This is a genomic window from Caulobacter sp. GW822-FHT07D08 (assembly GCF_058798735.1).
The window spans coordinates 110,124-133,045 of sequence record NZ_JBXAKU010000007.1 but is presented as its reverse complement, the minus strand read 5'-3'; the positions used below and the strand labels follow the sequence as shown (position 1 = coordinate 133,045).

General features: G+C 64.8%; 25 protein-coding genes. 19 read left to right on the top strand and 6 right to left on the bottom strand.

Annotated features, from left to right (window positions below):
• Positions 1-56: 56 nt before the first annotated feature.
• From pstC to pstB, 3 genes are read left to right on the top strand one after another with little or no spacing between them, the layout of a single operon-like run.
• Positions 57-1,019 carry a phosphate ABC transporter permease subunit PstC gene (pstC, locus tag AC1RJ9_RS15020; RefSeq protein ID WP_492839417.1) on the top strand — a complete coding sequence of 321 codons (963 nt, stop codon included), beginning with the start codon at positions 57-59 and terminating at the stop codon, positions 1,017-1,019.
• A gap of 8 nt (positions 1,020-1,027) precedes the next feature.
• A complete protein-coding gene (gene pstA, locus AC1RJ9_RS15015; protein ID WP_492839416.1) occupies positions 1,028-1,876 on the top strand; it encodes a phosphate ABC transporter permease PstA in 849 nt (282 codons plus the stop codon).
• Positions 1,873-2,679 (top strand): phosphate ABC transporter ATP-binding protein PstB, encoded by an 807-nt coding sequence (pstB, locus tag AC1RJ9_RS15010; protein WP_492839415.1) that lies wholly within the window; start codon positions 1,873-1,875, stop codon positions 2,677-2,679. The genes pstA and pstB overlap by 4 nt, the downstream gene beginning before the upstream one ends.
• Positions 2,680-2,737: 58 nt before the next feature.
• On the opposite strand, the gene AC1RJ9_RS15005 is transcribed toward pstB, so the two are convergent.
• Together AC1RJ9_RS15005 and AC1RJ9_RS15000 are read right to left on the bottom strand one after the other, a co-directional pair.
• The gene (locus AC1RJ9_RS15005; protein WP_492839414.1) at positions 2,738-3,490 is read right to left on the bottom strand and encodes a hypothetical protein; all 753 of its coding nucleotides are present in this window, start codon (positions 3,488-3,490) and stop codon (positions 2,738-2,740) included.
• An 8-nt stretch (positions 3,491-3,498) separates the two neighbouring features.
• On the bottom strand, positions 3,499-4,443 hold the full coding sequence (locus tag AC1RJ9_RS15000; protein WP_492839413.1) for an MBL fold metallo-hydrolase: 945 nt from the start codon (positions 4,441-4,443) through the stop codon (positions 3,499-3,501).
• 80 nt (positions 4,444-4,523) lie between these two features.
• Here AC1RJ9_RS15000 and AC1RJ9_RS14995 point away from each other — a divergent pair, with 80 nt between their 5' ends.
• From AC1RJ9_RS14995 to cydX, 4 genes are all read left to right on the top strand, one after another.
• The gene (locus tag AC1RJ9_RS14995; protein ID WP_492839412.1) at positions 4,524-5,297 is read left to right on the top strand and encodes a sulfite exporter TauE/SafE family protein; all 774 of its coding nucleotides are present in this window, start codon (positions 4,524-4,526) and stop codon (positions 5,295-5,297) included.
• Positions 5,298-5,410: 113 nt separating this feature from the next.
• Positions 5,411-6,976 carry a cytochrome ubiquinol oxidase subunit I gene (locus AC1RJ9_RS14990; protein WP_492839411.1) on the top strand — a complete coding sequence of 522 codons (1,566 nt, stop codon included), beginning with the start codon at positions 5,411-5,413 and terminating at the stop codon, positions 6,974-6,976.
• A gap of 12 nt (positions 6,977-6,988) precedes the next feature.
• Entirely contained in the window at positions 6,989-8,137 is a 1,149-nt protein-coding gene (gene cydB / locus AC1RJ9_RS14985) for a cytochrome d ubiquinol oxidase subunit II (protein WP_492839410.1), read from the top strand.
• 15 nt (positions 8,138-8,152) lie between these two features.
• Positions 8,153-8,272 carry a cytochrome bd-I oxidase subunit CydX gene (gene cydX / locus AC1RJ9_RS14980; protein WP_492839409.1) on the top strand — a complete coding sequence of 40 codons (120 nt, stop codon included), beginning with the start codon at positions 8,153-8,155 and terminating at the stop codon, positions 8,270-8,272.
• A gap of 28 nt (positions 8,273-8,300) precedes the next feature.
• Here cydX and AC1RJ9_RS14975 read toward each other — a convergent pair whose 3' ends face one another.
• Positions 8,301-8,738 (bottom strand): hypothetical protein, encoded by a 438-nt coding sequence (locus AC1RJ9_RS14975; RefSeq protein WP_492839408.1) that lies wholly within the window; start codon positions 8,736-8,738, stop codon positions 8,301-8,303.
• A 197-nt stretch (positions 8,739-8,935) separates the two neighbouring features.
• Positions 8,936-9,844 carry a LysR family transcriptional regulator gene (locus AC1RJ9_RS14970; RefSeq protein ID WP_492839407.1) on the bottom strand — a complete coding sequence of 303 codons (909 nt, stop codon included), beginning with the start codon at positions 9,842-9,844 and terminating at the stop codon, positions 8,936-8,938.
• Between the two features lie 75 nt (positions 9,845-9,919).
• Here AC1RJ9_RS14970 and AC1RJ9_RS14965 point away from each other — a divergent pair, with 75 nt between their 5' ends.
• Together AC1RJ9_RS14965 and AC1RJ9_RS14960 are read left to right on the top strand one after the other, a co-directional pair.
• Positions 9,920-10,948, top strand: a complete 1,029-nt coding sequence (locus AC1RJ9_RS14965; RefSeq protein WP_492839406.1) for a YeiH family protein — start codon at positions 9,920-9,922, stop codon at positions 10,946-10,948.
• 249 nt (positions 10,949-11,197) lie between these two features.
• Positions 11,198-11,602 carry a response regulator gene (locus AC1RJ9_RS14960; RefSeq protein WP_492839405.1) on the top strand — a complete coding sequence of 135 codons (405 nt, stop codon included), beginning with the start codon at positions 11,198-11,200 and terminating at the stop codon, positions 11,600-11,602.
• Positions 11,603-11,637: 35 nt separating this feature from the next.
• Here the strand turns inward: AC1RJ9_RS14960 and AC1RJ9_RS14955 are convergent, their stop codons facing one another.
• The gene (locus tag AC1RJ9_RS14955) at positions 11,638-12,621 is read right to left on the bottom strand and encodes a sensor histidine kinase (RefSeq protein ID WP_492839404.1); all 984 of its coding nucleotides are present in this window, start codon (positions 12,619-12,621) and stop codon (positions 11,638-11,640) included.
• A 168-nt stretch (positions 12,622-12,789) separates the two neighbouring features.
• Positions 12,790-13,509 (bottom strand): Crp/Fnr family transcriptional regulator, encoded by a 720-nt coding sequence (locus AC1RJ9_RS14950; protein WP_492839403.1) that lies wholly within the window; start codon positions 13,507-13,509, stop codon positions 12,790-12,792.
• Between the two features lie 603 nt (positions 13,510-14,112).
• On the opposite strand from AC1RJ9_RS14950, the gene AC1RJ9_RS14945 reads away from it, so the two are divergent.
• The 10 genes from AC1RJ9_RS14945 (at position 14,113) to metC (ending at position 22,919) form a co-directional block, all read left to right on the top strand.
• Positions 14,113-14,490 carry a Crp/Fnr family transcriptional regulator gene (locus AC1RJ9_RS14945; RefSeq protein ID WP_492839402.1) on the top strand — a complete coding sequence of 126 codons (378 nt, stop codon included), beginning with the start codon at positions 14,113-14,115 and terminating at the stop codon, positions 14,488-14,490.
• Entirely contained in the window at positions 14,483-14,653 is a 171-nt protein-coding gene (locus AC1RJ9_RS14940; RefSeq protein WP_492839401.1) for a hypothetical protein, read from the top strand. Before AC1RJ9_RS14945 ends, AC1RJ9_RS14940 begins: the two co-directional genes overlap by 8 nt.
• 158 nt (positions 14,654-14,811) lie before the next feature.
• A complete protein-coding gene (locus AC1RJ9_RS14935; protein ID WP_492839400.1) occupies positions 14,812-15,795 on the top strand; it encodes a sensor histidine kinase in 984 nt (327 codons plus the stop codon).
• A gap of 309 nt (positions 15,796-16,104) precedes the next feature.
• Positions 16,105-16,449: a hypothetical protein gene (locus AC1RJ9_RS14930; RefSeq protein WP_492839399.1), complete on the top strand. Its 345-nt coding sequence runs from the start codon at positions 16,105-16,107 to the stop codon at positions 16,447-16,449.
• A gap of 51 nt (positions 16,450-16,500) precedes the next feature.
• Complete coding sequence (locus AC1RJ9_RS14925) at positions 16,501-17,247, top strand: hypothetical protein (protein ID WP_492839398.1); 747 nt, start codon at positions 16,501-16,503, stop codon at positions 17,245-17,247.
• A gap of 131 nt (positions 17,248-17,378) precedes the next feature.
• Positions 17,379-18,509, top strand: a complete 1,131-nt coding sequence (locus tag AC1RJ9_RS14920; protein ID WP_492839397.1) for an extracellular catalytic domain type 1 short-chain-length polyhydroxyalkanoate depolymerase — start codon at positions 17,379-17,381, stop codon at positions 18,507-18,509.
• 159 nt (positions 18,510-18,668) lie between these two features.
• Positions 18,669-18,908 (top strand): hypothetical protein, encoded by a 240-nt coding sequence (locus tag AC1RJ9_RS14915; protein ID WP_492839396.1) that lies wholly within the window; start codon positions 18,669-18,671, stop codon positions 18,906-18,908.
• Positions 18,909-19,540: 632 nt separating this feature from the next.
• Entirely contained in the window at positions 19,541-20,560 is a 1,020-nt protein-coding gene (locus AC1RJ9_RS14910) for a hypothetical protein (protein ID WP_062100088.1), read from the top strand.
• A 111-nt stretch (positions 20,561-20,671) separates the two neighbouring features.
• Complete coding sequence (locus AC1RJ9_RS14905; protein ID WP_127846985.1) at positions 20,672-21,655, top strand: hypothetical protein; 984 nt, start codon at positions 20,672-20,674, stop codon at positions 21,653-21,655.
• Between the two features lie 103 nt (positions 21,656-21,758).
• Entirely contained in the window at positions 21,759-22,919 is a 1,161-nt protein-coding gene (gene metC, locus AC1RJ9_RS14900) for a cystathionine beta-lyase (RefSeq protein WP_062100090.1), read from the top strand.
• Positions 22,920-22,922 lie beyond the last annotated feature (3 nt).

Sequence of the window (22,922 nt, the reverse complement as noted above, 5' to 3'; positions counted from 1 at the left end):
GACCTTCTGCCGGGCGGGAGACCTGCGCTCCCGCCTATTTCCTTTAGCGGAAACCCATGGCCGACATCCCCCTGACCGCGCCAAGGCCGAGCAGAGCCGCCTCCAAGGGCGCCTGGTTCGACCCGATCTTCCAGTTCGCCTGTCTGTCGGCCGCCACGTTGCTGCTGGCGGCATTGGGCGGCATCATCGTGTCGCTGGTGATCGGCGGCTGGCCGGCCCTTCACAAGTTTGGCCTGGGCTTCTTCACCAGCACGACCTGGAACCCGGTGACCGAGGTCTATGGCGCGGCCGGACCGATCGCCGGCACCGTGATCACCTCGGCCCTGGCCCTGTGTATGGCCTTGCCGATCGCCCTGGGCGTCTCGGTCTTCCTCGTCGAGTTCTGCCCCAAGCGCCTGGCCCAACCCATCGCCATCGCCGTGGAGCTGCTCGCGGGCATCCCGTCGATCGTCTACGGCATGTGGGGCCTCTTCGTGCTGGCGCCTTGGTTTGCCCTGCACGTCCAGCTACCGCTGATGATGAACGTCCCGACTGGTTCGATCTGGGAGAAGCTGTTCTACGGCGTGCCCAACGGGGCCAACATCTTCACCGCCTCCCTGATCCTTGGCGTGATGATCCTGCCCTATATGGCGGCGGTGTTTCGCGAGCTCTTCCTGACCGTACCGGCCCAGGTGCGCGAAAGCGCCTACGGCATTGGCTGCACGCCGTTCGAGGTCATCCGGTCGGTGACCATTCCCTATGTGCGAAGCGGCATGGTCGGGGTGGTTATGCTGGGCCTGGGTCGCGCCCTGGGCGAGACCATGGCGGTGACTTTCATCATCGGCAACGCCCACGGCCTGCCCCAATCGCTGTTCGACAGCGGCTCGACCCTGGCCTCGACCATCGCCAACGAGTTCACAGAAGCCACCGGCGAGCTGCACACCGCGGCCCTGACGGCGCTCGGCCTGGTGCTGTTCGTCATCACCTTCGGCGTGCTGGCTATCGCCCGGGCGCTGCTGTTGCGCCAACGCTACGACTGAGGGCCGCCATGAGGTTAGACCGCGCCTTCCGTCGCAAGGCCGCCAACTCCATTTTCGTCGCGCTCTGCGCCCTGGCCACGATGCTGGCGCTGGCCGCGCTGGGCCTGATCATGTGGTCGCTGCTCAAGCAGGGCTTGGGCGGGATCAATCTGAACGTCTTCACCCGCGACACGCCCGCGCCCGGCTCGCTGGGCGGCCTGCGCAACGCCATCGTCGGCTCGATCATGATGTGCGCGGTGGCCATGATCATCGCGCTCGTCGTCGGGATCCTGGCGGGCACCTGGTTGGCCGAATATGGCGGGGCGACGCCCTACGGCCACGTGGTGCGCTTCCTGAACGATGTCCTGTTGTCCGCGCCCTCCATCCTGGTGGGCCTGTTCGTCTACGAACTGGTCGTGCGGCCGTTCCACGGCTTCTCGGGACTGGCGGGGGGCGTCGCTCTGGCTCTGATCGCCGCGCCCGTGGTCACCCGCACCACCGAGGATATCCTGCGGCTTCAGCCCAACGCACTGCGCGAGGCGGGGGTCGCCCTGGGCGCGGCGCGTTGGGTGACCATCCGCAAGATCATCTGGCGCGGGGCGAGGGGAGGGCTGCTGACTGGCGGACTCCTGGCCTTCGCCCGGATCAGCGGCGAGACCGCGCCACTGCTGTTCACCGCCCTCAACAATCAGTTCTTCGCTCTGGACATGACCAAGCCCACGGCCAGCTTGCCGGCGGTGATCTTCCAGTACGCGCTCAGCGCCTATGACGATTGGCGCGCCCTGGCCTGGGCCGGGGCCCTGCTCATCGCCCTCACCGTGCTCTCGATCAACATCATCGGCCGCGTGATCATCGCGCGGGGGAACACCCGCCCATGACCAAGCCCTTCCAAACCGACACCCTGGCGCACATCCTCGAGCCGGCCGCCGACAGCATCGCCCTGCGCGCCAAGGGCCTGGACTTCTTCTATGGTAAGACCCAGGCGCTGTTCGGCGTCGACCTGCCCATCGTGCGCAATCAGGTCACCGCCCTGATCGGTCCCTCGGGTTGCGGCAAGTCCACCCTGCTGCGGACCTTCAACCGTATGTACGACCTCTATCCGGGCCAGCGCGCGGTCGGGATGATCGACCACGAGGGCGAGAACCTGCTGGCGGTCAAGGACATCGCCAGGCTGCGCTCGCGCATCGGCATGGTGTTCCAGAAGCCGACGCCGTTCCCGATGTCGATCTACGAAAACGTCGCCTTCGGCGTGCGCCTCTACGAGAGCAAGAGCCGCAAGGACATGGACGGGGTGGTCGAAAAGGCCCTGCGCCGGGCGGCCCTGTGGGACGAGGTGAAAGACAAGCTCCACGCCTCGGGCCTTTCCCTGTCGGGCGGCCAGCAGCAGCGCCTGTGCGTGGCGCGTGGCATCGCTGTCGAGCCGGAGATCCTGCTGCTGGACGAGCCGGCCTCGGCCCTGGACCCGATCTCAACCGCCAAGCTGGAGCAGACCCTCGGCGAGCTGAAGAGCGACTTCACCATCGTCATCGTCACCCACAACCTGGGCCAGGCCGCGCGGATCTCCGACAACACCGGCTTCATGTACCTGGGCCGGATGGTGGAGTTCTCCGCCACCTCGGACATGTTCATGAAGCCGATGGCCCAGGAGACTCAGGACTACATCGGCGGGCGGTTCGGCTAGGCGGCTGTCGCTGGGAGAGCCGCCGCTGGAAGGGATGCGGATCGTCAGGCCCCGATGGTCACGGGTGCGCGCCCAGCGTGATCCGCTGCTCGGATACGCCGGCGTTGGCGGTCTTGGCGTCCGTGGCGACGACGCGCAAGACATAGCGGCCCGGCGGAAGCTTTGGTGCGGTCGCGGCGTACTCGCCTGTGCGTCCGGTGAAGGTCAGGGGAATGTCGGCGGCGGGACGACCGTTCTTCTTCAGCCGCGCTTGGACGGCATAGTTCGCCGCGTCCCAGAGGCCGCCGCTTTCGATGGGACAGCCGCACATCAGGGAGACTTTCGCCGTCAGGGTCACCAGACCGTCGGCCGAGGTCTTGGCGTTGGGTTCGACGACAAGGCCTGGCAGGGTGAGGATCCAGCCTTCGCCCAGGACATCACGACCCGGAATGATCCAGAGGCTGGAGGTGACCAGGATTGAGGATCCCGGCTTGCCCATCGGGCCCGTGGCCTCGGCCCGCACCAAGGTCGGCGCCTTCAGGTCCAGCACCGCTTCGAAGCCGGCGGTCGCCGCGTCGGTCACGCTGTCCCCGCGCGCCCTGGGTGCGCGCATGATCCGCTGGGTGTCGCCCGTGCCGCCCCTGGTCAGGCCCTTGGCCAGAACCGCGCCGGTGCGCGCGTCCTTCAGCGTGATCGCGACCCCGCCCATATGGTCGCCGATAAACTTGGCGTCGAGCGCCTGGGCCCGGACCATGACGCGGGTCGGCTCGGCCCGGACGGCCAGGGGCGCGGCGAGGAGAAGAGCTGCGACGAGGGCGAGAAGCTTGGACATGGCGCGGGTCACACGGCGTTGAGGGGGATCTTCAGATAGCGCACGCCATTGTCCTCCGGTTCGGGAAAGTGGCCGCCGCGCATGTTGACCTGCACCGAGGGCAGGATCAGCCTGGGCATGTCCAGGGTCCGGTCACGCGCCTGGCGCAGCGCCACGAACTGGGCCTGGCTGACACCCGCGTGGACGTGGATGTTCTCGCGCCGCTGCGCGCCGATCGTGGTTTCCCAGGCAAAGGCGTCGCGACCAGGGGCCTTGTAGTCATGGCACAGGAACACGCGGGCCTTATCGGGGAGCGCCAGCAGGCGCTGGATCGAGGCGAACAAGGTCGCCGCGTCGCCGCCGGGAAAGTCGCAGCGCGCCGTGCCGTAGTCGGGCATGAACAGGGTGTCGCCGACGAAGATCGCGTCGCCGATGACATAGGCCATGCAGGCGGGCGTGTGGCCGGGCACGTGCAGGGCGATGGCGCTCAGGCCGCCGATCGAAAATGCCTCGCCGTCCTGGAACAGGTGGTCGAACTGACGGCCATCGCGCGCGAAGTCGGGCCCTGCGTTGAACAGTTTTCCGAACGTCTCCTGAACGCGAACGATCTTCTCCCCGATCGCCAGACGACCGCCCAGAGCGTCCTGCAGATAGGGCGCGGCGGACAGGTGATCGGCGTGGGCGTGGGTCTCCAACTGCCAGACGACATCCAGCCCCTGTTCCCTGACATAGGCAATCAGGGCGTCGGCCGAGCGCTCGCTGGTCCGGCCCGAGGCCGGGTCATAGTCCAGAACACTGTCGATGATGGCGCAGGCCGATGTGCTGGGATCACGAACCACATAGCTGACCGTGAAGGTCGCCTCGTCGAAGAAGGCTTGCACCTGCGGCCTCGAGCCGGGCGCGGCCAGCGCCGCATCGATGATGGTCGCCGCCTTGGCCCCGGCGACGTCGGGCGTTGGGATCGGTTCGCGCATCACAGACCTTCAGGCTCCGGCATCGACAAACTATTTATATGCGAATATATGAATATACAAGTCCCGTCGGATTGGCGCACATGTCCCTGTTCATGATCGTATCGGCATTGCTGAGCGGCGCGCTCGTCGGCGCGCTGCTGGGCCTTTTCGGCGGCGGCGGCTCGGTGCTGGCGACGCCGCTTCTGCTCTATGTCGTCGGCATCCATGATCCGCACGTGGCGATTGGCACCTCGGCCGCGGCTGTCGCGGTCAACGCCGGGATGAACCTGGTGGGTCATGGCCGGGGAGGGCGGGTCAAGTGGCCCTGCGCGAGCGTGTTCGCCGGCGCGGGCCTGATCGGCTCGTTCCTGGGCTCGACCCTGGCCAAGGCGATCGACGGCCAGCGGCTGCTGCTGGGGTTCGCCGTGGCGATGGCGGCGATCGCGCTGTCGATGATGCGTCGCCCCAAGTCTCAGGGCGATCCTCTGGTCCACATAACCCCCGGGTTGATGCTGAAGCTGGCGCCGCTGGGTCTGCTGACGGGGCTGGCCGCCGGATTCTTCGGGATCGGCGGCGGGTTCCTGATCGTGCCGGGGCTGATGGCGGCGACCGGCATGACCTTGGCCAACGCCACGGCCTCGTCCCTCCTGTCGGTGTCGCTGTTTGGCGCGGCGACTTCGCTGAACTACGCCGCCTCGGGTCTGATCAACTGGCCTGTCGCGGGCCTTTTCGTCTTGGGCGGCCTGGCGGGCGGCGCCGGGGGCGTGCGCGGCGCGGCCCTGCTGGCGACTCACGCCCTGACGGCGCGCAGACTCTTCGCCTGCCTGGTGCTGGCGGTCGCGGCCTATGTCGCCTGGAAAGCCTTGCGCGGCTGAAGCCCGGAAAGGGCGGCGGCCACTGTAAATATGCGTAATTGCGCAAGTAGAAACATAAGCGTACCTGCCCGGTTCAGAGGGTCATGGACCCCCGGACCAGAGGATTGTGAGTCATGGATATGGGTGTCGTCGAGCTGTCTCGACTGCAGTTCGCCCTGACGGCGATGTACCATTTTCTCTTCGTGCCGCTGACCCTGGGGCTGTCATTCCTCCTGGTCATCATGGAGAGCATCTATGTGATGACCAACCGCCCCATCTGGCGGACCATCACCCGGTTCTGGGCGACCATTTTCGGCGTCAACTTCGTGCTCGGGGTCGCAACCGGCCTGACCATGGAGTTCGAGTTCGGAACCAACTGGGCCTACTACTCCCACTATGTCGGCGACATCTTCGGCGCGCCGCTGGCGATCGAGGGCCTGATGGCCTTCTTCCTGGAAGCCACCTTCATCGGCCTGATGTTCTTTGGCTGGGAGAAGCTCTCAAAGCGAGGCCACCTGCTGGTCACCTTCATGGTGGCCCTGGGCTCCAACCTCTCGGCGCTGTGGATCCTGGTCGCCAACGGCTGGATGCAAAACCCCGTCGGCGCCGCGTTCAATCCCGACACCATGCGCATGGAAGTCACCAGCTTTCGCGAGGTGCTGTTCAATCCCGTCGCCCAGGCCAAGTTCGTCCACACCGTCAGCGCGGGCTATGTCACCGCGTCGGTCTTCGTGCTGGGCGTGTCGGCGATCCTGCTGCTGCGGGGCAAGTGGCCGGCGGTCGCCCGCCGCTCGTTCGCCGTGGCGTCGGCCTTTGGCTTGGCCTCGGCCCTGTCGGTCGTCGTGCTGGGCGACGAGAGCGGCTATGCCCTGACCGACAACCAGAAAATGAAGCTCGCGGCCCTCGAGGCCATGTGGGAGACCGAGCCCGCACCTGCCGGCCTGACGGCGTTTGGCATTCCCAGCCTGGCCGAGCGCAGGACCCACGCCGAGGTCAAGATCCCCTATGTTCTGGGGCTGATCGCGACCCGCAGTCTCGACAAGCCCGTCGCGGGGATTTTCGAGTTGGTCGCCGTCGCCGAAACCCGCGTCGAGAGCGGGGTCCAGGCCTATGACGCGCTTGAGCGCCTGAAGGTCTCGCCCGAGGACAAGGCCGCGCGCGGCCAATTCGAATTGCACCGCCGCGATCTTGGCTATGGGCTGCTGCTCAAGCGCTATGTCGCGGACCCGCGCAAGGCGGATGCTGCGACCATCCGCAAGGCCGCTTGGGACACCGTGCCTAATGTGCCGGTGATGTTCTGGGCGTTCCGGGCCATGGCCGGCATCGGTTTCCTGCAGGTGGCGGTGTTCGCGGCCGCCTTCGTCCTGACGGCGCTGCGCCGCTGCCAGACCCGGTGGATCCTCTGGACCGCGGTGCTGATCATGCCTTTGCCGTGGATCGCCGCTGAAGCCGGCTGGATGCTGGCCGAGCTGGGGCGCCAGCCCTGGGCGGTCGAAGGGGTGCTGCCCACCTTCCTGGGCGCCTCCAGCCTGACGGTCGCTCAGCTGTGGACCACCATCGTCGGCTTCACCCTGCTCTATGGCGCGCTCGCCATCGTCGAGGTCGGGCTGATCATCCGCACGATCAAGCGTGGGCCTTACGCCCACCATGAGGAGCCCGACGCCGTGACCGACGACCTTCGCCTCGCCGTGGCCGAATAAGGAGCTCGACCGATGGATCTGCCTCTCGACTACGCCACCTTGCGGATCATCTGGTGGGCCCTGATGGGCGTGCTGCTGATCGGCTTTACACTGACGGATGGCTTTGACCTGGGCGTCGCGGCCCTGCTGCCCTTCGTCGCCCGCGATGATCGCGAGCGCCGAATGGTCATCAACACCATCGGCGCGACCTGGGAAGGCAACCAAGTCTGGTTCATTCTGGGCGGGGGCGCGATCTTCGCGGCCTGGCCGTTTGTCTACGCGGTCAGCTTCTCGGGCTTCTATCTGGCGATGTTCGCCGTCCTGGCCGCGCTGATCCTGCGGCCCGTCGGTTTCAAATACCGCTCCAAGCGGCCCGATCGGCGCTGGCGCTCGGCCTGGGATTGGGCGCTGTTCATTGGCGGCTTCGTCCCGGCCCTGGTCTTTGGCGTCGCGGTCGGAAACGTCCTGCAGGGCGTGCCCTTCCGGTTCGACAGCGATTTGCGCGTCGCCTACGAGGGCTCGTTCCTGGGACTGTTCACGCCCTTCACCCTGGTCTGCGGCCTGTTGTCCGTGGCCATGGTAGTGACCCATGGCGCGGCCTGGCTGACCATCAAGGCCGAGCATGGGGCGGTGCGGGACCGCGCCCGCGTCATCGGCTCGATCGCGGCCCTGGCGAGCCTGGCCCTCTTCGCGGTGGGTTACCTGTTCGTGGCCTTCGCCGGCCTGGGCTTCCGTCTAGATGGCGCGGTCAATATGGCCGGCCCGTCCAACCCCCTGCGCGCCGTCGCCGTGGCCGCGCCGGGCGCCTGGCTGGCCAACTATCAGGCCCATCGCTGGATGGTGCTGGCTCCGGTGCTGGGCTTCGTCGGCGCGGCCATGGCCTTCTTCGGCATTCGCCGGGGCCGGGAATGGCCGGCTTTCGCCGGCTCGTCGCTCTCGGCCCTGGGGATCATCTCGACCGTCGGCCTGTCGATGTTCCCGTTCATCCTGCCCAGCAGCCTGGATCCGCGCTCCAGCCTGACGGTTTGGAACGCCTCGTCGAGCCATCTGACGCTGTTTGTCATGCTGCTGATGACGGTGGTCTTCCTGCCGCTGGTCCTGGCCTACACCGCCTTCGTCTACAAAGTTCTCTGGGGACGCTCTTCTGTGGCGGCCCTGTCCAGCAACCCCGACCTTTACTGAAGAGGAGCCTGATCCATGTGGTATTTCGCCTGGGTGCTGGGCCTTGGCCTGGCCGTCGCCTTCGGCGTCCTCAACGGCGTGTGGTTTGAGTTCCACATGGTCGACGGAGGCGACGAGGGGCAGGACGAGGCCTGATCGCCAAAGGCCGCGTACGGCGGCGATCTCAAAGTCGCGAGATCGCCCGTCCGCGAGAGCTCGGTTTGGCGACAGGGGCGCGCTTGCGACGCGCGCCATCGACGGAGACCTGACCGCCGCCGCGCACATAGATGAAATAGAGCGCGCCCAGGATCGCGAACCCCTCAAGCCGCGGGGCGAGGGGATCGGAGGCAAAGATCGTCGCTACGGCGCCGGGCAGGATGGTCACGCTCCAGATCACCGCCAGCAGCAGCGCGGACAGTCGCGTCCATAGCCCCGCCGCGAGACTCCCGCCCAGGACCATGAGGCTCGCGCCGGTCAATTGCGTGACGGGCTCGCCGGACTGGGTCAATCGTCCGACGCCCGTGCCGATGACCGCCAGCCCGACCAACCCCCGGAAAATGGAATCGGCCGACAGCGCCATCCAGCGCGGCCGGGGCAGGGCGTCGTTGAGCGCGGTCAGCATGGCGAATCTCTCCTGGGCGATGGGCCCAGGATGGGACGGCGTCGCGCGGCGATCAGGACTTAGCCTTGTCGCGATAGACGTCGCAAAGGGTTTCCAGCACGCGCACCGCGAGATCGACCGAAGCCTCGCCGTCGATACGACCGCAGAGGATCAGCGGGCGTGCGCTCAGGCGAGTTCAGGCGTCATTGGAAGTCGACCTAGACCTTGCCGGACCCATCCGGAGACGCTGGCTGGGACTCCAACGCAGCGATGAACGCGGCCACCGCCCGACTGGTCGAGCGCGCCCGGTGGGTCAGCATCTTGAAACGCCGGGCGGGCAGGGGCCAGGGCAACCGCGCGATCGCGCCTGTCCGCAGCCGACTTGCGGCGGCCAGCTCGGAGACGGCCGTAACCAGGTGGGTTTGCTCGATCGCTTCCAACGCCGCCTCGTTGGACGGCAATTCCAGGCAGATTCGGAGGTGATCTGGCCTGACGCCGGATTGGGCCAAGCCGGCGGTCAGGTGGTCTCGGGTCCCCGACCCCTGGTCGCGCATGACCCACATCGCGGCCTCGAGATCCTGTCGGGTCGGTAGCCGCCCGACCAACGGATGGTTCGGGGATACAAAGAGCCCGATCTGATCGCCGCCGATCTCCGTGCCGCGGAGCAGATCCTCTTCGATGTCGCCTTCGACAAAGGCCAGATCGGCCTTGCCCTGCAAGACCATGGCGGCGGCCTGAGCGGAGTTGCCGACCGTCAGGCTCAGATGAATGTTGGGCGCTTGGGTCACGAACCTGGCCATCCGGGGCGGCAACCAGAAACTCGCCACCGTTTGGCTCGCGGCGATCCGCACCTCGCCGCGCGCCAAGCCCGACAAGTCGTCGAGCAATTGACGCGCGCGATCAGCCTGGCCGAGCACCGCGACGGCTTGCGGCAGGAACAGCCTGCCCGCCTCGGTGAGTTCCAGGCGTCGGCCGACCCGGTCGAAAAGGCGTGAGGCGTAACGCTCCTCAAGGGTCGCGATGGCCGCGCTGACCGCCGGCTGCGACAGGTGCAGTCGCTCGGCCGCGCGGGTCATGCTGAGCAGTTCGCCGGCGGCGACGAAGATCCGAAGCTGATCCAGGGTCATATCATAAGCATTGCTTATGCTATTTCAAAAATCAATCGATTGGAGTTTTGAACGCCAAACGGCGAGGTTCGGGCCATGCTCATCTCGCGCCAAGCCAAGTCCCTTGTTCCCGGTCTCCTGCTCACTGGCCTCGTCGCCGCTGGCGCGCTCGCGTTGGAAAGGTTCGAAGTCGGCTTGTCTGGCCGAGCCTGGCTGGAGGCTCTGGTGCTGGCGATCTTGGTCGGGGCGGGGGTGCGCACGTTCTGGGGAACCTCGCGGCGCACCGCTCCGGGGATCCGCTTCGCCGCCAAGACCCTGCTGGAGCTGGCCATCGTCCTGATGGGAGCCGCGGTCAGTTTCAAGACCCTATCTTCGGTGGGCGCGCCTCTGGTGTTCGCCATTGTCGCGACCGTGGCGCTGGCGATCGTGACCAGCTTCCTCATCGGGCGTGCGATGGGACTTCCGGTAAAGATGGCTACCCTGGTCGCGTGCGGAAACGCGATCTGCGGCAATTCGGCGATCGCGGCCGTCGCGCCGGTCATCGAGGCCAGGGACGAGGAGGTCGCCACCGCCATCGCCTTCACCGCCGTTCTTGGCGTGGTCGTGGTCATCGCCTTGCCGATGCTGGCCCATGTCTTGGGTCTTTCTCCGGCGGCGGGCGGGGCCTTGGCCGGGCTGACGGTCTATGCGGTTCCCCAGGTCCTGGCCGCCGCCACGCCCATGGGGCAGGTCGCGGTGCAGTTGGGAACTCTGGTCAAGCTCGTCCGGGTCCTGATGTTGGGTCCGGTCGTCACGGTCCTGTCGGTCGTGACGGCCCGCAAAAGCCAGGGAGCCGACTTGGCGAGGCCCAGGATGGGCCTTGCACACCTACTACCGCCGTTCATCCTCGGCTTTCTGGCCTTGGCCGGACTCAACTCCGCCGGGCTGCTGCCCGCAGGCCTGACGGCTCGCGCCCACGAGGCCAGCCTTGGGCTGACGATCATGGCGATGGCGGCGCTGGGCCTAGGCGTGGATTTGCGCGATCTTCGCGCCGCGGGCCCGCGCGTGGTGTTCGTCGTCACGGCCTCGCTGCTGGTCTTGACGCTGATGGCCGTCGCGATGGTCAAGATCCTGAGTTTCGGCTGATCGAGAGGGCGTTAGCCGTATATGGAACGCACGAGCGCCGGCGCCTGATTAGCTGATCATAATTCAAATAATGACATTAAGATTATCTTGTAATACATAGTAATACTAAGAGTACTTATTGCGATGGAAATTACTAATTGGGGTGGCGAGCTGGGAACGATTGCGGCTATAAAATACTTCTGAGATGAGGGCTTCTCAGGAGCTCATTGCAACTGAGGGCGCTCTGGCGCTCCCGTTTCAGGTAGCAGTATGTCAGTCGAGCCCGCCGCCGCCCTCCTCTTGTACGTAGAGGATGAGGTTGTCCTCCAAGACATTTTGCAAACAGCGCTGGAGGAGGCCGGGTTCGAGGTTGTGGTCGTCTCCAGCGGCGCCGAGGCGCTCGATCGGCTTCAGGCGCTGGCTGGCGCCCTGAGGGGCCTGATCACAGATGTGAATTTAGGCGATGGCATAAACGGATGGGAGATTGGGCGTCATGCGCGCGGCCTGGCTCCCGGCCTGCCGGTGATATACGTGAGCGGCGGCAGTGAGCATGAATGGACGGCCGAAGGGGTTCCGCACAGCATGATGATCGCCAAGCCGTTTACTCCGACGCAAGTCATCGTGGCGGTTTCCACCCTCATCAACGCCGCAGGACTAGATCGCCCGACCAGCTGAGAGCCGCGCAGCGGAGCTTACCGGAGCGTCGACGTTCAGGCAGACCCGAACAGAATCGAGACCATCGTTCCGGGCTCTAGGTCTGTGGTTTCGACCTTGGCTCTGTGCTGTTTGGCCAAGGCCGCAATGATCGTGGCGCCAAGTCCCCCCTTCGACGGCGTTGAGTTGACGCGGCGTCCTGCTCCGTCGTCGCAGACAGTCAGGGCCCATCCTGCGCCACAAGGTCGGCATCCGATCGTGACCTTACCCTTCCGGCCATCGGGGAACGCGTGCTTGAGGGCGTTTATGACCAGCTCCGTTGCGATCAGACCGATGCTGATGGCGAGATCCGCCGGCACGGTCCTTTCGTCCATCTCCAGCACGAGCATGATCTTCGTACGATCCACGATCAGCGACGCGCCGATGCGCTCGCACAGGGTTTCGAGATAGGGGCGCAGGGCGACGTCACCCGCCTCGGAGGGCGCGAGCTGGCGCTCCAGCGAGGCCACCGACATGATCCTAAGGTAGGCGTCGTTCAATTGGACGCGCACCTCTTCGGATTCACTCCTGTTGGCGGTGAGAAGGAGGACGCTTCCGATGATTTGGAGGCTGTTGGCGGCGCGGTGGCGCACCTCCTGCAGGAGGATCAGCGCCTCTTGATGAAGCTTGTCGGTCAGCAACTCCTGGGCGCGAGCATCAACGGCGTCCATCACGCCGAGGAGAAGGCGCACTTGGTCGGTATCGGCGTAGTCGAGCTTGTGAGCGTTCAGAATAGCCCGTCGGGCGGGTTCACCAGGCGCTACCAGGTCAATCGCGTAGGCTTTGATCTGCGATCCCCCGGCCGCGGTGTTCATAAGCAGGGCGCGCAGTTCCGGCGCCTGCCATTCGCCCCGCCCAAGCTGTAGAAATGAACGTCCCGTGACCTCGCCACAGTCGATGCCGAAGTCGGCGCAAAATGACGCGCTCGCGACAACGACGTTGAGGTCGCCGTCCAGCAAAATCAGGGGGAAAGGAGAGGTGGTGATGACCGCGGACGCCAAGCTGAAGGCTAGGTCTGGCGGAGGCGCGGGAGTCTCGTCTCTCACCTGCGAAAACTCCCTCAAAATGGCCTGGGACTACTGAGCGGCCTTGGAACCTATAGCGCACTAAGTCAGGCGCCGGCCTATAATGCCAAAATGCGGCATAGGAGTTCAGGGATTGCGCTTGGGTCAGGGGCGCGCGGACGGTCGACCCTCGGCCTTTTCAATGAGCCGGCGAAACTGCTGATTGGTCGCATAGCACTCGCATGAGCGCTTCTCGAGGCCCGACCGGTCCAGGATTTTGATAAGCCCCCGCCTGTAGTCGATCAGGCCGTCGACCTTGAGGACGCTCGCCACCTGCGAAACGGTCGACCGTTGAACACCCAGCATGGCGGCGAGAAAATCCTGTTTCAGGGGCAGTTCAGCGCCTCCGCCGGTTCGGTCTTGGCATTCCAATAACCACCAGGACAAACGCTGTTCATGGGAGTGATGGGTCTGGCAGGCCAGTGTCTGGCGCGCCTCCGCCAACGCTAATTCAATGTGGCTGCTGACGGTTCGACGCAGCGAGGCGCTCGCGTCAAAAGCCGCGACATAGGCCTTTGCGGGAACGCGCATGGCCAGAAGGTCCACCTGTACAAGCGCACGGGAAAACGTCACGCCAGCGCCGACGGCTTCCAAGAATCCGACGCCGCCCTCGCTCCCCACCACCGCCGTTTCCACCGCTATGCCCGACAGCATCACCGACAATAGTGAAATTAGGCCCTGTTCTGGGAAGTAAACCCAGTCGATCGGGTCTTGGGGCTCATAAAGGACATGGCCCTGCCTGAACGCCATCGGGCGCATGTGTTTCGACAGCGCCTCGGAGTCAGCTGGCTCGAGCGACAACAAGAGGCGATTGCCGGTTTCCATTGGTGGAACTGTCCGATCGGCGCCGAAACTGCGCAGCGGGAGCGAGAGATTTTCGACTACAGGGCCATCGCCCGCATTTCGAGCTAGGTCACTAAGTCAGGATTTGACTTTATAATCAACTCATATGATTTATTGTGTATTCGCTCTCATATTATAAATGGAAATGATATATAGGTAGCCATTTTTGACATTGATGATCGGTTGTAAGGTATTGGTGAGGTCCACCATGGACCCCAAGTTGCCGTGATATATCGCAATCGTCTTCTGTCTGCCCTGTCACATGCTGATGTTACCGCATTGAGCCCGGCAATGGTGGAGGTGGCCTGGGGGCCTGGGGAGCTGCTTTACGATGTCGGCGGCTTGGTCGCCGAAGCGCATTTTCCAAGCAGCGCTGGCCTGTCGATTGTGAGCGTGATGAGCGACGGGACCTGTGTCGAATGCGCCACCGTAGGATTTGAGAGCGCCGTCGGGGTGCTGCCCGCGCTCAGCGGCGGTTACGCGTCCAGCCGAACGTTCGTTCAACTCGCCGGGTCGGGGATTTCGATCCCGGCTGAGGCGCTGCGTAAGCGAGCCGCTGATAGCCCAGCCTTAGTCGACCTACTGTTGCGCTATGCCCAGGTGGTGATCGCCCAGGAAGAGCAGTCGGTCGCCTGCAACGCCTTGCACAGTCCAGAACCCCGGCTGGCCAGGTGGATCCTGCAAAGCCAGGACCGTTTGAACATGAAGGTGCTGCCTCTGACCCAAGACTATCTGGCGATCATGCTTGGCGTCCAGCGCGCCACGGTCAGCGCCGCCGCTAGCCAACTTCGTGACGAAGGGCTCATTCGCTACAGCCGCGGCCAGCTGCAGATCCTGGATCGGCCGCGCCTGGAGACCCGCTCGTGCGAGTGCTACGCGGCGGTCAAGCGCATGCACGCGCGCCTGTTGGGCTCGCCCCACAGCGCCCATAATCCGCCACTCCAGACGGTTCCCAATGCTTAGCCCTGAAGACATCGAAGCCAAGGTCGAGGCGCTGGAGGCCCAGGCGGCCATGCTTGGCGAGCCCGACGGCGCTAGCTATCGCGCGTTGGCGGTGAAGTGGCGTCTCATTGGCGTAGAGGCGGTCTTTATGGACGCGATCCAACGGGCGCTCGCGTCGCGTTGACGCCAGATATTTTGCGAGCTTCTACGCGACCACGACCAAGAGAGGCGACGCCGCGGCTGGCGATCGCGTTCGCGGAGCGGTCTCGTCTGCTCAAACGTTGGTAATCTCGCGGCGTTTGTCGCGCCGACCTGGCGTGTAACGCGGGTAGGAGTCGGGTCATGCCGTCAAAGGACTGGGGCCTCAAGCATCTTCGCCTCGCTATCGACGCCGCCGGCGTCGCCTTGTGGTCGTGGGATGTCGACACCGACAAACTCACCATGGACGATGCAGGACTTGCGCTTTGGGGCGTCGATGGAAGCGCGCACGTCTGTTTCGAGGACCTGTCGGCGCACATCCACCCGGCCGACCGTGACAGGGTCCGCGCCGCGTTCGCGGCCACGCGCGCGATCTCCGGATCCTATGAGATAGACTTTCGAATTATGGTCGGCCGGGATGTTCGCTGGGTTTCGGCCCGCGGGCAGGGCCGTGACGCGAACATCGAAAATCGAGTCATGTTCGGTGTGTTCCTGGACGTGACCGGCCGCAAGCAAGCCGAAGAGGGCAATGAGCTCTTGGCTGGCGAGATGAGTCACCGCGTCAAGAACCTATTGACGATCGCCACGGCGCTGACGGCGATTACGTCGCGGTCCGCGACGAGCGCGCCGGATATGGCCAAGGACCTGACGCACAGGCTTGCGGCGCTTGGCCGCGCCCATGATCTGGTGCGGCCGGTGCCCGGCAAGGTCGAGAACGGCGCGCTCCTTGGCGACCTGCTGTCTGTCCTGCTGGCGCCTTACGACGATATGGGCGCCTTCAGCGGCCGCATCCGCGTGTCTGTTCCGAGAATGGCTGTCGGAGAGAAGGCTGCAACGACCCTGGCCATGGTTCTCCACGAGCTCGCCACGAACTCGATGAAGTACGGCGCGCTCTCATGCGCTGAAGGAACCTTGGATGTGTCGTGCAAGAGGCCAGCCGCCACAGCCGCTGTCGTCTGGACCGAGCAGGGCGGTCCGCCGGTCGAGGCGCCGGGGGCAACCGAAGGGTTTGGCAGCAAACTCCTGCGGCGCGGCATGAACGACTTAGGCGGCAAGGCCGAGGTGGCTTGGCTTAGCAGCGGCATCGTGGTGACGCTGCATATCTCAGCCGACCGCCTGAGACTATGAGTTCCTGCGCGGTCAGCAGCCAGCGCGCCATCGGCTCCAGGCATCGTCATATCGTCGTCAACTTACCCCCGACGCCGCCGCGCCTTGGCGGGCCGTAAAGGTCGTCCTCAAACCTGAGTGGGAAAAGCAAGCGGCCTGATCGTCGCGCTGCAACGCGGCCGCTCGCCGATGATGACGTCGAAACTTCGATTGATAGTGCTCTGAAGACTATGGGCTTTCCCTGCCCCGGAATATTGCATTTCCTCGTAATATTTCCGGAACTTTGAGCGCCTCGAAGTCTTCCTTAAGAACCTAAGGGAGCTTCTCGACATGATTAAAATTATGATGGGCGTCGCGGCCGCCGCGATGCTGTTGGCCGCTTGCGGCCAGAAGACAGCCGATAACCAGAAGGTCGATGGACCGGCCATGTCGGCCGTCGCCGCGCCGGGCAATGTCGCGGTCGACACCAAGCCGACCACCGGGGAGAGCGGTCCGACGCCGGGCGCCAGCTCCTACACCGAGGATCAGGCCCGCGCCGCCATCGAGAAGGCCGGCTACTCGGAACTAGGCCCCTTGAACCAGAACGCCAACGGCCTCTGGCAGGGTGAGGCCACCAAGGACGGCAAGAAGGTCAGCGTCTCGATCGACTACAAAGGCGCGATCACCGCGCTCTAGGTCTCGGCACGTCCTTCTCCTCGAAATCACATCACGCCCAGGACAAATACCATGAGCAAGACGATCACCCGGCTGTTCGACAGCCACACCCAGGCCCTCGACGCGATCTCGGATCTGGAAGCGCGTGGCATCGACCACGACAAGATCAGCCTCGTCTCCAACAACACGGAGAACTGGCATGACGGTCACAAACATGCCGGCTCCGAACGCGACGGCCCGCTGGGCGACCGCAACGGTGACGGCGAAAACGATGTCGCCGAGGGCGCCGGCAAGGGGGCCGCCACGGGGGGTCTATTCGGGGGCGGTGCGGGTCTGCTGGCGGGACTTGGCATGCTGGCCATTCCGGGTCTCGGCCCCGTCGTAGCGGCGGGCTGGTTGGCGGCGACGGCCGTGGGCGCGGCGGTTGGCGCCGTCGCTGGCGCGGCTACCGGCGGCCTGCTCGGCGCGCTGAAGGAAGCTGGTCACACCGACGAGGAAGCCAACGTCTATGCCGAGGGGGTCCGTCGCGGCGGCGCCTTGGTCAGCGTCAAGGCGCATGACGACGAAATCGCCACGGTCGAGGAGGTCCTGAACGCGCGTCGCGGCGTGGACGCCGCGGTGCGCGGGGACGCCTATCGCCAGAGCGGCTGGACGGCCTTCGATCCGGCGGCCACGCCCTATAGCGCGGACGACATTGGCCGGGAGCGAGCGCTCTACGGCGAGCAGCGTTCCTTCGCGGCCACCGATGATGTCGCTGTCGACGACGAGGTCCGCCGCACCGACCGTCCCGTGGTCGACCCAGCCCGCCGCGACTATTGATCGAAGCGCGCGGCGACCCGGATCATCGGGTCGCCGCGCGAAAGATGTGATCAGCCGTGATGTCACCTATTGCTGCGTCGCAGCATTATATTGCGATGCAGCATTTTCGCTGTGCCGATTAGGATGACGTCATGCCGGGCCTAGGTGATACGACCGCGATGCTGGCGCGGCTGCGTAAGGCTTCGCTGTTTAGCGCAGGAGACGGCGGCGACGCCCTCGAGCGCACCGAACACTTCGGCGCCAATCCCGGCCAGTTGACCATGCTGAGCCACCGACCAGAGCGTCTTGCGCCGGGCGCACCGTTGGTCGTCGTCCTGCATGGCTGCTCCCAGACCGCCGAGGCCTATGCGGTCAATGCCGGGTGGACGGCCCTGGCCGAGCGCTTCGGGTTCATGGTCCTGGCGCCGCAGCAGTCATCGTCCAATAATCCCAACCGTTGCTTCAACTGGTTCTCACCGGGCGATGTTCGGCGCGGTGAAGGGGAGGCCGCCTCGATCGCGGCGATGGTCAGTCACGCGGTGCGGGCCAACGACCTGGACGCCGACCGCGTCTTTGTTACCGGCCTTTCGGCGGGTGGCGCTATGGCCGCTGCGATGCTGGCGGTCTACCCCGAAGTCTTCGCTGGCGGCGCGGTGATCGCGGGCATCCCTTACGGTGTGGCGGGAAACGTGCAGCAAGCCTTGGGCGTGATGAGCCGGGCCGGTGGCCGACCGCAAGCGGCCATGGGCGCGTTGGCGCCTCCGCGCAAGGATGGCGAGGCGTTCCCACGTCTCTCGATCTGGCACGGCGACTCTGACGGGGTCGTGCGGCCTGGCAACGCCGACGATCTGGCCCAGCAATGGAGCGCGCTGCACGGCGTTTCGTCCGCGCCGCATCGGGTCGAAGCCTTGCCGTTCGGCACGCGCTCGATCTGGCGCTCTGCCAACGGCGAGACGGTGCTGGAGTTGAACATCGTGCGCGGCCTTGGACACGGAACGCCGCTATCGACCAAGGCGGCGGACGATGTCGGCAAGGTCGCGCCCTACATGCTTGAAGCAGGCGTATCATCCTCGCTGGAGATCGTCCGGTTCTGGAAAATCGATGCGACGGGCGCCGATGCGGCGCATGTTCCCCGGTCTGCGGCTTTGGATCAGAGAACGGTTGCGGGTCGCGTCGAGCACCCTGACCTGGGGCAAAGCCTCATGCAGGCCCTGGTTCAGGTTCCCACCGGCGTCCAGGACGTCATCGCCAAAGCGCTACGGACGGCGGGCCTGCTGAAGTAGAGGCAGGCAATTTGCGATCTGGCGTGGCCGGTTCGCTTTCGGAGCTTCCGCAAGGGCGTCGACGCGCGCTCAAGCCGCGCGGGATGCGGAACAGGGCCCCAAGCGCGCAGCGCGCCGCTGAGCACGGAACCTTGACCGTAGGCGCGCGCTATTGCGCCCATGACCGATCTCAACAGCGCCAGCCTCGCCGACATCACAGCGGCGGGCTTCGACCCCATGCTCGCACGCGAGGTGGGGTTCTGGCGGCCGTATCGGTCCTGGGAACAGTTGCTGCTGGTCTGCGGCATGGATGAGCAGGCGCTGGACCGCTTTCGGGACCAAGGCTTCGAGATCGCCCCGCCCGACGATGCGGCCCTGGCGCCGCCCAAGCCGTTCAAACTCTCTGTTGGGGCGGGCTGAGGCTCGGGCGCCTAGGACGAGCGCGATCTTGCGCGCGCCGTGCGTCGTGGCGGCAGCCAGGCGCAGCCTCACTCGGCTTCCGACCTTGACGGTGCGGCCGCGCGCCACTTCGCGTCGTCCTCGCACGCGATCTTGTGCTGTGGCCCATAGACGCGCGTCCTCGCGGTACGCGAAGGTCTCGCCTATATAGCGACCCTTCCGGCGCGGCTGGGCTCTCCAGGAGTCCGACGGGAGTCTCGTGAATGTGGCCAGTCTCGTGTGCTCTGTGTGTGCGCTCAGGGAGGAAACTACGGGAGCAAGCGGCGAAAGCGTGTGCAATTTTAGGAACGTTTTGGCATGACCGAACTCGTTGATCTTGCTGAAAAAGTTCTTGAATTTCAACCGGTTAGATTCAGTATGGCGCCCATGATGGACTGTAGGAAGCAATCATAAATATCAAAGACTTACGGGGTGTCGTGAACTCATCGTGTACACTTGCGCGTCGTGCCCTGGCGTCGGTCCGAGGGCTGCCGCGTACTTGGGTCTGTTGGATTGGACGAGCAGAAAATCTATAGCTGACGGGTTCGTCTTGCTGCGCTGGCGACTCTCAACGTAATCGCTCAAGGTCGTTGGAGCGCGTGGGAGGGCAGGGCATGGACACCGCAGCAGCGGACGGTGACGTCGTCCAAGGGGCGAAGGTCGCGAATATTCAGGTAGCCGTGAACTACCCGATCGTCTCGGCTTATGAGTTCGAGTTTCTCAAGGAGGAGGAGGTCGTCCGCGAGCGGCTCGACAAATGCACGCTGTATCTGCTGGTCCAGCGGCCGCTGACCTACTTCGACAACGTGGTCCTCGACGACGGCGTCATTTCTTTCGAAATCGCGGACGGCGAAACGACGCCTTTGGCTTGCCGCGTAGACCTCGTCAATGCTGGCCTTTGCGGTCCCGGCGAAGCAATTTGCGTCGAGACCCATTATTTCACCAAGGCACCGGGCAAAGAGCAGCCATTTCGTGATGTAGGCGCGATCAAGCTGTTTCGAAAAGACAAAAGTTTGATCGTCTGGTGGAGTCCGCAGAAGCTTCTTTACGAGATGCTTGTGAGGGGACTCGAAGTCGACACCACGGGAAGCGGCGATCCCCTTTCGTTTTTAGACTTCACCGTTCTTTACGTGGGGAAAGCGTTCGACCAGAAAGTCTGGGACAGACTGACTGGGCACGAGAAGATGCAAAAGATCCTCACAGTGCAGAGCCCGGTGGGGGCCGCCCCCGCCGCGAGGGCACCGTTCGAGGTTTCCTTGATCTTGCTATCGGTCGTCGGCCTGACGGACGTTGCCGAGCTGCCGTACGGCGGAATGAGCGATGTCTCGGGCATTCAGACGCTTTTGCATGACGTGGACCTGTCCGACTCAGAGGCCTTCGTACGCTTCATGAGCGAGCCCCTGGTCGCTTTGGGCGACGAGGCCATGACCAGGGAGGTGGAGGCTCAACTCATCCACCGTTTCAAACCGGAGTACAATTCGGTGATGTTCAAGAACTACCCGGAGATAGCAGGTGGCATGCGGTCGAAGGGGTACACATGGACAGATCTCATGATTGAGGATCTTCCCGCGTCATTGCGCACGCCTCACTTCAAAATCGGGCCGATGCTTCAGGAGGAAGCTGAGGCCAGCTAGGACAAGTGACTGAGACCCGTTGAAAGGTGTCGCAAGCGTGATCCTATCGGCTCCGCTGGGCGTCACTTAGACGGCCCCATCCTGAAGTCGCCAAGCCTGTGTGGATTGCCCGTGTCTATTCGAACCGTGTCATTTCGGCGTCTTTGCCTGATCATCTCCGCAGGAATCGCGCTTTCCGTCGTCGGCGCACTTCCCACCATCGCCCAGGAACAGCCGGCGGCCGCACCGTCGTCACCTGTTGCTGACGCCGGTCTACCAGCGGCGGCGCAGACCGGCCTCGTACACACGCAGGACCAGGCGCGGGACAACGGTGCCAAGGGCTCCGAACCTTCAACGACCGCACAGAAGGAAGCCGTCGAGAAACCGGACAAGTCTTCGAAGTGGACCGCGCTCAGCTCGATCGCGGCGCTGATCGCTTCGCTGGCTGCCTTGATCGTCACGCCCCTCATGGCTCGCCTGAATGCCAACAAGCTCGCGGCGATCAGCGCCCGGGCCGTCGATGTGAGCGAGAAGCAGGCGGCGACCAGCCTCAGGTCCGTAGAAGTGGCCGACAAGAACGCCCAGGCCGCGGCCGACAATGTTGAAGTGGCCCGAACGAACGCGGCGGCGGCGGCCCGCAATGTGGAGATCGCCGCAACGAATTCGGCCAATCTGGGCATTCATGCCGTGGCCCGCTTGCGCCAGGAATGGATCAACGACTTGCGGGAGCTGATCGCGGATGTTCACTCCCTGCTGGGGAACTATCAGGATCCACCCCCGGGCGTGAAAGAGTCCGCCGCCGATCGAAAAGCCCGAGAGGCCCAGCAGCGGCTGGCCAATACCAAGGTCGCCAAGATCAAGTTGCTGCTCAATCCAACCGAAGTGCCTTCGCGCAATCTCCTCGATGCGATCCGAACCCTCGAAAAGCCCGGCACCCTGAAACAGCGGATGCGCCGCTCCAAATGGCTCATCATTTGGGGCGACATCGTCCTCAAGGAGGAGTGGGACCGGGTCCGCGCAGAGCTAACCGGCGCCGCCAGGCCAATCCTTGCCCGACGAAAACGGCCGGTGAGATCCTTCTTCGCCGCGGCGCTGAGGGGCACCCGATCGCGGTAGGTCCCTGAGCTATAACCGTAGGGCATGGACCGGTGCCTGACGGTCAATTGTGTTTCTACCCGGCTGGCCCGAATGTCCGCTTCGAGATCAGTCGAGGGACACCATGAAAGACCTGTCGCGCGTCGTGCACTACCCGGAAGTTTCGCACGAAGGCTACGCCAGCCTGCAGGTGCCGACCTACCGCGCCTCGACCATCGTCTTCGAAGACGCCGACGCCTATTCGAACCGAAAGTACCGGGGCCCCGACGGCTATACCTACGGACTGCACGGTACGCCGACGACCAAGACCCTCGAAGCCTATCTGACCGCGCTGGAAGGCGGCGAGCGCACGGTGATCGTGCCCTCGGGCCAGGCCGGGGCGACCATCGTCTTCCTCACCGTGCTGTTGCCGGGCGACAAGGTGCTGATCCCCGACACCGCCTATCCGCCAGTGCGCGGCTTCTGCGTGAACTATCTGAAGCCGCGCGGCATCGACCATGAGGTCTATGACCCGATGATCGGGGCGGGGATCGCCGACCTGATCGACGATCGGACCAAGCTCGTCTGGATCGAGTCCCCCGGCTCGACGACTATGGAATTTCAGGACGTGCCGGCGATCATCGCCGCGGCCCACGCCAAGGGCGCGCTGGTCGGTTGCGACAACACCTGGGCCACGCCCTTGCTGTTCAAGCCGCTGGTCCATGGCGCGGATTTCTCGATGGAAGCCCTGACCAAGTATGTCGGCGGTCACTCGGACCTGCTGCTGGGCTCGATCAGCGTCCGCGACGTCGAGCTATTCAAGGCGCTGAAGGCCACGACCCGGATGATCGGCATCGGCGTCTCGCCCGACGAGGTGCAGCTGGCCATCCGTGGCCTGCAGACCATGGGTGTGCGCCTGGCCCATGTCGGCAAGGTCGGCACGGACCTGGCCCATAAGATCGTCGGCCTGCCCGGCGTGGAGCGCGTGCTGCATCCGGCCTTGCCCGAGTGCCCCGGCCGAGAGTTCTGGGAACGCGACTTTGCCGGGGCCAGCGGCCTCTTTGCCGTGGTGCTGAAGCCGGGTGTCGACGACAAGCTCGGCCCGGCTCTGACCGCGCTCAAGACCTTCACCATCGGCGCCTCCTGGGGCGGCGTTCGCAGCCTGATCGTACCGATGGACATCCGTCCAGACCGGGTGGCCGTGCCGTGGACGGAAGAGGGGACCATCCTGCGCATCAGCATCGGTCTGGAAGATCCTGAGGATCTGTGGGCCGACCTGGAAGGCCTGTTCGCGGCCTTGGCCTAAGGC

Bases quoted from the DNA above. Each gene is read 5' to 3' on its own strand.
- metC (WP_062100090.1), top strand. From the start codon at position 21,759: ATGAAAGACCTGTCGCGCGTCGTGCACTACCCGGAAGTTTCGCACGAA.
- AC1RJ9_RS14975 (WP_492839408.1), bottom strand. From the start codon at position 8,738: ATGCTGACCGCGCTCAACGACGCCCTGCCCCGGCCGCGCTGGATGGCG.
- AC1RJ9_RS14960 (WP_492839405.1), top strand. From the start codon at position 11,198: ATGTCAGTCGAGCCCGCCGCCGCCCTCCTCTTGTACGTAGAGGATGAG.
- AC1RJ9_RS14970 (WP_492839407.1), bottom strand. From the start codon at position 9,844: ATGACCCTGGATCAGCTTCGGATCTTCGTCGCCGCCGGCGAACTGCTC.
- AC1RJ9_RS14920 (WP_492839397.1), top strand. From the start codon at position 17,379: ATGCCGGGCCTAGGTGATACGACCGCGATGCTGGCGCGGCTGCGTAAG.
- AC1RJ9_RS15000 (WP_492839413.1), bottom strand. From the start codon at position 4,443: ATGCGCGAACCGATCCCAACGCCCGACGTCGCCGGGGCCAAGGCGGCG.
- pstC (WP_492839417.1), top strand. From the start codon at position 57: ATGGCCGACATCCCCCTGACCGCGCCAAGGCCGAGCAGAGCCGCCTCC.
- AC1RJ9_RS14950 (WP_492839403.1), bottom strand. From the start codon at position 13,509: ATGGAAACCGGCAATCGCCTCTTGTTGTCGCTCGAGCCAGCTGACTCC.
- AC1RJ9_RS14995 (WP_492839412.1), top strand. From the start codon at position 4,524: ATGTCCCTGTTCATGATCGTATCGGCATTGCTGAGCGGCGCGCTCGTC.
- AC1RJ9_RS14910 (WP_062100088.1), top strand. From the start codon at position 19,541: ATGGACACCGCAGCAGCGGACGGTGACGTCGTCCAAGGGGCGAAGGTC.
- AC1RJ9_RS15005 (WP_492839414.1), bottom strand. From the start codon at position 3,490: ATGTCCAAGCTTCTCGCCCTCGTCGCAGCTCTTCTCCTCGCCGCGCCC.
- AC1RJ9_RS14940 (WP_492839401.1), top strand. From the start codon at position 14,483: ATGCTTAGCCCTGAAGACATCGAAGCCAAGGTCGAGGCGCTGGAGGCC.
- cydX (WP_492839409.1), top strand. From the start codon at position 8,153: ATGTGGTATTTCGCCTGGGTGCTGGGCCTTGGCCTGGCCGTCGCCTTC.
- AC1RJ9_RS14990 (WP_492839411.1), top strand. From the start codon at position 5,411: ATGGATATGGGTGTCGTCGAGCTGTCTCGACTGCAGTTCGCCCTGACG.
- pstB (WP_492839415.1), top strand. From the start codon at position 1,873: ATGACCAAGCCCTTCCAAACCGACACCCTGGCGCACATCCTCGAGCCG.
- pstA (WP_492839416.1), top strand. From the start codon at position 1,028: ATGAGGTTAGACCGCGCCTTCCGTCGCAAGGCCGCCAACTCCATTTTC.
- AC1RJ9_RS14965 (WP_492839406.1), top strand. From the start codon at position 9,920: ATGCTCATCTCGCGCCAAGCCAAGTCCCTTGTTCCCGGTCTCCTGCTC.
- AC1RJ9_RS14935 (WP_492839400.1), top strand. From the start codon at position 14,812: ATGCCGTCAAAGGACTGGGGCCTCAAGCATCTTCGCCTCGCTATCGAC.
- cydB (WP_492839410.1), top strand. From the start codon at position 6,989: ATGGATCTGCCTCTCGACTACGCCACCTTGCGGATCATCTGGTGGGCC.
- AC1RJ9_RS14930 (WP_492839399.1), top strand. From the start codon at position 16,105: ATGATTAAAATTATGATGGGCGTCGCGGCCGCCGCGATGCTGTTGGCC.
- AC1RJ9_RS14915 (WP_492839396.1), top strand. From the start codon at position 18,669: ATGACCGATCTCAACAGCGCCAGCCTCGCCGACATCACAGCGGCGGGC.
- AC1RJ9_RS14925 (WP_492839398.1), top strand. From the start codon at position 16,501: ATGAGCAAGACGATCACCCGGCTGTTCGACAGCCACACCCAGGCCCTC.